This window comes from Confluentibacter sediminis (assembly GCF_003258355.1).
GTDB classification, from domain to species: domain Bacteria; phylum Bacteroidota; class Bacteroidia; order Flavobacteriales; family Flavobacteriaceae; genus Confluentibacter; species Confluentibacter sediminis.
Map to the genome: position 1 here is coordinate 1 of NZ_QKPO01000035.1, position 9,201 is coordinate 9,201.

Sequence of the window (9,201 nt, forward strand, 5' to 3'; positions counted from 1 at the left end):
AAACCTACTGATTAGATTTAGAACGAAGAAAGAACAATATCAAGCTATTAATTAAACCAATAATTTTAGAAATTTAACTTCAGAATTTTATATGTAAACCTACTATATAACGTTTAAAAAAGTTATTACAGAGTAGTTTTGAAAGAGAGATAATGTATTAACAATGATATGATTTTGTTAATTTTAATATAACTGGTTGGCTGAATTTTATTTAGAAACAATGTTGCTTGTCATAATTAATGATTTCTTAATACTTTTTAAACATCTTTCTTTTATATCTAAACTAATTTAGTCCCATTCTTAAACAAATGCAGCACTTAGATTTTAAAGATTTGTCAGATGACCAGCTTCTTTTATATTTAAAAGAAGGTAATCATATGGCATTTCAAAGTATATATAATAAATATTGGGAGCGTTCATATAGAAACGTATATAATGTTCTTTATGATAAAGGTTTAAGCGAAGATGTACTTCATGAAGTTTTTTCCGATATGTGGTTTAGAAAGGATACTATAGACATAAGAAACTTAAAAGCTTATCTTTTTAAGTCTGTTAGAAATAATGCATTATTGAAAATACGTAGTGAAAAATTTGTAGCACTTAATGCAGATATGATCGAGGGATTGGTACTTAAACCAGATATAGAAATGGAATTTGATCAAAAAGAGCTTAAAAGAACCATAGAACAAATTATGAAACAATTACCAGCTAGATGTAGAGCTATTTTTTACATGAGTCGTTTTCAAGATTGTTCTATTTCAGAGATAGCAGTTCATTTTGGTATTTCTCATCGCACAGTAGAAAATCAAATACATCTCGCTTTAAAACATCTTCGTACAAATTTAGGTATTGCCATTTTTTTAGTTCTTTTTTCTTAAAAACAGCCCATTAGTTACCTAATTGTGACCCCTGTGTTATCTATAGGTTAAATCAGTCTCTTTTATAATTTTTGAATGTGAGTAGAAGCTCCTTTTTGCATCATACATGTATAAAGCATAAAAATGACTAAAAAAGAATTATACGATTTATTGTTAAAATTTGAAAAAGGCGAATGTACAACTGGAGAGGAAAATCTATTATTTCAGTTTTATAATGAGTTTCAAAAAAAAGACAGTATGGCTTCATGGGACTTATCTGAAAAGGAAGATGCTAGAATCAGGCTTTTAGAGCGCATTAATTCTACTATTCAAAGCTCACAAGTGAAGCGAATAAAACGGATTGAATGGAGGAAAATAGCAAGTATAGCGGCATTATTTATAGGTTTTGCTTTTACAGGCTTTTTATATATTAATAACAATTTGACTGCATATATTCCAGAAAACGCAATAACCTTGCAACTTGAAGATGGTAGTGTGAAAGTTATAAAAGTAGATGGAGCTATTCAAGTATTAGATGTAAAGGGACAGATTGTAGGAAAACAAAAAGGAACTCAATTGGTATACACTACAAAACAAACCGATAAGAAGGATAAGGATTTAGCATATAATACACTTACTGTTCCTTATGGGAAAACTTTCAACCTTCAATTGTCAGACGGTACTACGGTATATTTAAATGCTGGGACTTCCATAAAATATCCTGTGTGTTTCATAGAAGGCACGGATAGACATGTTTTTGTAACTGGTGAAGCCTATTTAAATGTTGCAAAAGATGCTAAACATCCATTTATTGTAAGTGCAGATAATTTAAACGTAAGGGTTTTAGGAACCCAGTTTAATGTAAATGCTTATCCGGAAGATAATGAATCCGAAATAGTACTTGTTGAAGGATCTGTAAGCTTATATAACCAGGACGAAACGTATACTAGTGATAAAAGTACTTCGCTAAAACCAGGGTTTAAAGCAAATTTTAATAAACATACTAAATCAATTAAAAAAGAAGCTGTTTTAACCGATATCTATACCTCTTGGAGAACAGGAGAATTGGTATTTAGAGACATGCCTTTTGAAAATATTTTAAAAAAATTAGAACGAAAGTATAATGTTAAAATAATTAATACAAACCCAAAATTATCTAAAGAAAAATTCCAAGCCAGTTTTGGTAAAAATCCAGCAATTGTAACTGTATTGGAAGAATTGAAGACCGTTTATAACATTGGCTATACCGTAAAAGAAAACACTATAATAATTAAATAAAAATATAAACAGAATATGCCTATGACCTAAAAGATCTATTTAACACTAAAAAAGTATCGCTTAGAAGTCAATTTGATATTGGACAAAAAAAATCGGAAAATGCTCCAACATTTCCCGATAAATTAAAGCGATCAATCATTTAAGATTAAACACATTTTAACAAAACAAAAGTATGAAAAAACTTCTTAAAAAAGCAAGGAGGCCAAATCTATTATTGAAATTCGATTTAAAAATGAAGCTTACTACATTTTTGATTTTAGTATCGTTATTTACAATGCAAGCCAAGGAAGTGTACGGGCAAAAAACAAAAGTTACATTAAACTTAGAAAATATCTCGTTAAATGAATTCATTGATAATATTGAAAATAGTACGGAATTTCGATTTGTCTTTAAAATAAAAGATGTAGACCTTAACCGGTCATTTAGTATAAATGTAAAAGATACTACTTTTGATACTGTTCTAAATCAAGTATTCCGAAATACAAAAACATCTTATAAAATAATTAAAAATCGAGTATACCTTACTGAAGATCCAAAAGAAATAATTGAACCTAGTAAACAATTAATTAAACAACAACATATTGTAACGGGAAAAGTTGTTGATGAAAATGGTATGTCACTGCCGGGGGCTACAATTATTGAAAAAGGAACTACTAATGGTGTCACTTCAGATTTTGATGGAAACTTTGCCCTTAATATATCAAATGAGAATGTGGTTTTAATAGTTTCTTATATAGGGTATGCCACCCAAGAAGTAGAAGTAATAAGCCAGGAATCCATAACAATAACTTTACATGAGGAAGCTTCAGGTTTGGATGAGGTTGTTGTTACTGCCTTAGGTATAAAAAGAGAAAAAAAAGCATTGGGATATGCTTCTCAAGATCTAGACTCAAAGGAGTTGTCACAGTCTAAAGAAACAAATTTTATCAATAGTATGTCTGGTAAGGTGGCAGGTGTGAATATTACAAATAGTCCATCAGGTATAGGTGGGTCGTCTCTTATCACAATTCGAGGTGTTTCCTCTCTAGATTTAGCAAATAATTCTCCGCTCTTTGTCGTAGATGGAGTACCTGTTAGTAATCGTTTCTTTTCTCCAGGGGGGGACAGCACTAGAGATGTCGATTATGGTAATGACGCTGGAGAAATTAACCCTGAAAATATTGAGTCACTTAATATTTTAAAGGGACCAGCCGCAGCCGCCTTATATGGTTCTAGAGCTGCAAACGGAGCCATTGTAATTACTACCAAAAGTGGAACAGGAAATGGAAGCTTAAAAGTGAATATAAATTCTAGTATCACTACAGAAACCATACTAACTATGCCTGATTGGCAAAATGAATATGGTCAAGGAAATGGAACAGAGTTTAAATTTGTAGACGGTTCAGGCAGTGGTATTAATGACGGTGTTGACGAAAGTTGGGGACCTAGATTAGATACTGGTATTTCTTATGCTCAATTCGATTCTCCAAGAAGCGACGGAACTCGTGCTGGTGACGTAAAAGTGAGTAATGCCCAAATTACACCAACACCTTGGGTGTCACATCCAAATAATGTGAAAGACTTTTTTAATATAGGCATTGTTAAGAATAATAGTATTTCTATTTCTAAGGGAGGAAAATTTGGAAATATTAGAGTTGCTTATCAAAACTTAGACCAAGAGGGCATTGTTCCTAATACTGATTTAAAAAGAAATAATTTTAATTTGTCCACAAAATTAAATTTAGCAAAAGGATTAAAATTAAATGCACATGTAAACTATTTAAAACAGGATAGTGATAATAGACCATCAGTAAGTTATGGTACCGAAAACGTCATGTATCTATGGGTGTGGTATGGGCGTCAAATAAATACTAATAGTTTAAGAGATTATTGGCAAGACGGTTTACAAGGTATTCAACAATTTAACTATAATTATAATTATCACGACAATCCGTTTTTCAATGTATATGAAAACACAAACAGTCAAGATAAAGACCGTGTATACGGAAGTGTAAGTTTAAACTATGATCTTTCGAACCATTTTAATGTTATGTTAAGAACAGGTAGGGATTTTTATAGAGACGAAAGAGAAAAAAAGAGAGCTTTTAGTACACAACGTTTTCCAAAAGGATATTTTAGAAAGGACAACTTATTTTATGAAGAGGTAAACTCTGATTTCTTAGTATCTTATAATAACACAATTAATAGCCTTTGGACTATAGATTTATCTGTTGGAGGTAACCAATTAGATATATATTCAACTTACGATAGGACTATAGCATCAGAGTTGATAAACCCAGGCGTATATTCTTTTAATAATTCTAGAACCAATCTAAGTTCTAGTGAGAGTGTTTCAAAAAAACGAGTAAATAGTTTATATGGCTTTGGAAGATTTTCTTATGATGATAAAATTTTCTTAGAGGTTTCTGCAAGAAACGACTGGTCAAGCACCCTACCAAGTAATAATAATTCTTATATCTATCCTTCAGCTAATACTAGTATTGTTTTAAGCAAGTTTTTTAATTTCCCAAAGGCTATTTCCTTTTTTAAACTACGGGCTGCTTATGCTGAAGTTGGCAGTGATACTAGTCCATATAAGAATGGACAACCTGTATATTCTAGTGGAGGAACATATAACGGATATCCTGTTTTAACAGAATCTTCAACGATAACAAACCCTAGTTTAAAACCAGAAAATACCACTTCTTATGAATTTGGAACTGATTTAAGATTTTTTAAAAATGCAATCACTTTAGATGGTGCTGTTTACAAAAATATTACTACAAATCAAATTCTTAGCGTTCCAGCAGATATAGCCAGTGGTTATACTACAAGATCCATTAATTTAGGAAAAGTAGAAAATAAGGGTATAGAGGCTGTATTAGGTATTACACCAATAAGCAATCAAAATTTTAAATGGACAACTAGTTTTAATTTTGCTACCAATAAAAGTAAGGTAAGTGATTTAGGTGGTATAGATTATACTATTGGTGATGGGAATAAGGTATACATACAAGCACGTGAGGGCAGTTCAATTAGTGCTATGTATGGTGTAGGTTTTAAACGTGTAGAAAATAAGAATAGTCCTTATTATGGTAAAATTATTTACGATTCTAGTGGTGCTCCAATACGAACAGATGATTTAGAATACCAAGGGGATTACGCACCAGATTTTACTTTAGGGATTCAAAGCCAATTTAAAATTAAAAACTTTGACTTTAGTTTTCTTTTAGATACACGCCAAGGAGGTATTGTTTCGTCTAGAACTAAAATTGTTGGTAGTTTGGCAGGGCAGTTAAAAGAAACGTTAGTTGGTCGTGAGGAAGGCATAATTGGTGATGGTGTTGTGGAAGTCTCTGAAGGAGTATACCAACCTAATGAGACAAGAGTTACTGCAAGAACCTATTATAAAAGTTACTATAAAGGCAATAATATAGAAGCTTCGAAATATGATGCTTCTTATACAAAACTAAGAGAGGTTACTTTAGGATATACCATACCTAAAAAAATTAGTGAAAAGCTCTTTATTGACAACCTAAGATTTTCAATTACAGGTCGAAACTTAGCTCTATGGACAGAAAATCCACATTTTGATCCAGAAACTCTTTCTGTTTTCGAAGGATCTATTAAGCCAGGTGTTGAATATATGTCTTTGCCTAGCACCAGATCATTTTCATTCAATGTAAACATCAATTTTTAGAAACAAAAGATGACACAAAATATCATAAAAAAAACAATATTAATCTTTGTCGCAGGCATCTTATGGTCTAGTTGTACTAAAGATTTTGAAATTATAAATACAAATCCAAAAGCACCAGTTTCTACAGCACCAGATTTACTTCTACCTGGAATAATCTCTTCAATAGTAGACTCATGGGGAGGTTTCGGAGGAGAAGAAGGTTTGCTTGTTACTCAACATGCTGCAGAAATTCAGTCTACCAGTACAGATACTTATTCTTGGGTTTCAGAATCACAACCATATGCAACTGGTTATAATACACTGCGTAATATATATAACTTAATAAATGCTTCCCAAGATTCTGAAGGGCTAAGTGGTTATTATGGTATAGGTTTAATACTTAAGGCATTGACATATAATTTTATGACCGATGTGTACGGTGATATACCTTATGCTGATGCTATAAAAGGAAGAGCCGATGCTAATTTTTTTCCAGAATTTACTTCACAGAAAGAAATTTATAATGGGATGCTATCTGATCTAGAACTAGCAAATGATGTTCTGTCCAACGATGCCGTAACCATTACAGGCGATATTTTATATGCAGGAGATGTTAATAAATGGCGAAAACTCTCCAATTCTTTAAGGCTACGTTTGTTGATGCGGATATCAGATATCGATTTACAAACTGCTAAAGCAGGGATACAAGACATTGTTAATAATCCTGATAAATATCCCGTTTTTGGAAGTAATGAGGATATGGCTGCGCTTCAACACAATACCGAAAATCCCCCTAGCAGATTCTTTTCGAGAGTAGGTAGTTTTGATGGCTATCGTTTGAGTGAAACATTAGAAAATCGTTTAAAGGCTATGAATGATGTGCGTTTAAAAGTTTTTGCCCAACCAATAACGGCATCTGAAATGGATATTTATTCAGATAATTGGGATGACTATGAAGGTATGTTAAATGGTTTAACCGCAGAAGAATCTGATTTATACAGTCCAACAGAAGATCCAGAAAAATCAGGATCTAATTATATTTCAAAACTAGGTGTTCTATATGCTTGTCGGGAATGTAGCGAAAAAGCATCTGCATCTGCAGCACAAACTATAATTATGAGCTTTTCTGAAGTTGCTTTTTTGTTAGCAGAAGCAACCCAAAGAAATTTTATAACCAAAAAATCTGCAGAAGTCTATTATCAAGATGGAATTAAGGCATCTTTCGATTATTATAAAGAACGTATAAGTGTTGGTGGATGGACAGAAATAGCAAAAGCTTTGGAGAATGTTGATATGAACGCTTATTTATCTCAAGAAAAAGTGGCTTTTTCGGGAAATATTCAAGAAGATTTAAATAAAATTTATTTACAAAAATGGATTTCTCAATACTATGTAGGCCTTGAGGCATGGTCTAATTGGAGACGAACCAGTCAACCCAAAGTAATACCAGGACCAGGAGCTGTAAACGATAAAAAAGTACCTGTTCGCTTTTTATACCCTATAGACGTAAAATCGACTAATAATGAGAATTATAAAAAAGCTGTAGAAAATATGGGGGGGGATACACTTAACAACAGGCTATGGTGGGACGTTTTAGATAATTATTAGTAAAATAAATAAGAGCTAAGATAATAGGCTGTCTTGACTTGTCAGACAGCCTTATTTAAAGAATACTAAATATATTTAAATGAGAATTTTAAAATTAATAATGTTAATAGGGGTATTTTATTCATCACAAATGTTTTCTCAAAATACTGTTAAGGGATTTGTTTATAATGATGTAAATAGTAATGGAAAAAAAGACCCAAAGGAGCAAGGTTTTAAAGATGTAGCCGTAACCAATGGAGTTGAGGTCACTTTAACAGATGGTTCAGGGTATTATCAATTACCAGCTAATGATGACATGATAGTGTCTGTTATAAAACCTTCAAATTATGCCGTTCCTGTTAATAAAAATAATCAACCAGAGTTTTATTACATACATAAACTAAAAGGTTCTCCAGAAAATAAAGATGGAGGTGTTGAGACAACAGGTAGCTTGCCAAAATTGGTTAATTTCCCTTTAAAAGTTCAAAAAGAAAATTCAAATTTTTCAGTGATACTATTTGGGGATCCTCAGGCAGATAATCTTGAAAATGCTGGGTATTTTGAAAAAGCTATTGTTTCAGAATTGATAGGAGTGCAAAATGTTGCTTTTGGCATTAGTTTAGGAGATCTAGGTGCTAAGCATTTATTTCCAGTTTATATAAAATCTGTCGGTAAAATTGGAGTGCCTTGGTATAATGTTTTTGGTAATCATGATATGAATTCAGGAACAGAAGATAAGTTAACCGATGAAACTTTTGAAGCTAGTTTTGGACCAGCAAATTATGCTTTAAACTATGCGAATACACACTTTATCATGCTAGATGATGTTATTTTTCCTGGAAATAGAGCAGGAGGTGGGTATGAAGGAGGGTTTAGGGAAGATATTTTGAAATTTATAGAAAATGATTTACAATTTGTTTCTAAAGATAAATTAATTGTATTAGCGTTTCATATCCCGATTTATGAATTTGAAAAAGGACCGGATCAATTTAGAAAAGAAGATGTACAAAAGCTTTTTAATCTTCTAAAAGGATATGATTTTACATTATCGGTATCGGGTCATACGCATTCAGAAAACCATCACTTTTTCACAAAAGAGGAAGGTTGGCCAAATGCTAATTTTCATCATCATTATAATCCAGGAGCTACTGCAGGTTCGATATATGTGGGGCCTAAGGATAAATATGGGACACCATCATCTATCATGAGAGATGGTACTCCAAAAGGCTATGCTTTTTTAAATATTAAGGGAAATACTTATGATTATGAGTATATACCTTCAGGAGAAAACGATAAAAAAATGAGTATCCATATTCCTAAAATTGTACCTCAAGTAAATAAATACCGAGGTGAAGTTGTGGTTAATTTTTTTCAAGGAACTCCCAGAGATATTTTGACTTACAGAGTTGACAATGGTGAATGGCAAGAACTAATGCTTACACCAGAATATGATAAGTTTTTACTGGACATTCATTACGAATGGGATCATGCTGAAGAACTTCCATGGGGTATTAGACCATCTACACCTTTAATTTCATCCCACATTTGGAGTGGTAGAATGCCGTCATCTTTTAGTCTAGGAGATCATATCTTAGAAGTAAAAGCAACTGATTGGTTGGGTAGAATATATAGTGCTAAAAAGAGTTTTAAAATGGTATCTGATCACAAAACAAATTAGAAAACAATGAATATGATTGCAATAAATAAATATGTACTTGTATTTTGTTTAGTGTCCTTTTTTAATCTCTTTGCCTAAGAGCAAAATAATAGCTTTGTAGTAAAACCCTATTTACAAGATGCCGAACCTACATCCATAAAAAT

Annotated in this window: 5 protein-coding genes; all 5 read left to right on the forward strand. The window is 32.0% G+C overall.

The window, feature by feature from the left end; translation table 11 throughout:
- The first annotated feature begins 308 nt into the window (after window positions 1-308).
- The 5 genes from DKT72_RS17695 to DKT72_RS17715 all read left to right on the forward strand — a co-directional run bounded on the left by DKT72_RS17695 (window position 309) and on the right by DKT72_RS17715 (window position 9,058).
- A complete protein-coding gene (locus DKT72_RS17695) occupies window positions 309-878 on the forward strand; it encodes an RNA polymerase sigma-70 factor (RefSeq protein ID WP_111310084.1) in 570 nt (189 codons plus the stop codon).
- Between the two features lie 123 nt (window positions 879-1,001).
- A complete protein-coding gene (locus tag DKT72_RS17700; protein ID WP_111310085.1) occupies window positions 1,002-2,135 on the forward strand; it encodes a FecR family protein in 1,134 nt (377 codons plus the stop codon).
- A gap of 172 nt (window positions 2,136-2,307) precedes the next feature.
- The gene (locus DKT72_RS17705; RefSeq protein WP_235841755.1) at window positions 2,308-5,814 is read left to right on the forward strand and encodes a SusC/RagA family TonB-linked outer membrane protein; all 3,507 of its coding nucleotides are present in this window, start codon (window positions 2,308-2,310) and stop codon (window positions 5,812-5,814) included.
- A gap of 9 nt (window positions 5,815-5,823) precedes the next feature.
- Window positions 5,824-7,401 (forward strand): SusD/RagB family nutrient-binding outer membrane lipoprotein, encoded by a 1,578-nt coding sequence (locus tag DKT72_RS17710; RefSeq protein ID WP_111310088.1) that lies wholly within the window; start codon window positions 5,824-5,826, stop codon window positions 7,399-7,401.
- A gap of 79 nt (window positions 7,402-7,480) precedes the next feature.
- Window positions 7,481-9,058, forward strand: a complete 1,578-nt coding sequence (locus DKT72_RS17715) for a calcineurin-like phosphoesterase C-terminal domain-containing protein (protein WP_111310090.1) — start codon at window positions 7,481-7,483, stop codon at window positions 9,056-9,058.
- The last annotated feature ends 143 nt before the right edge of the window (window positions 9,059-9,201 follow it).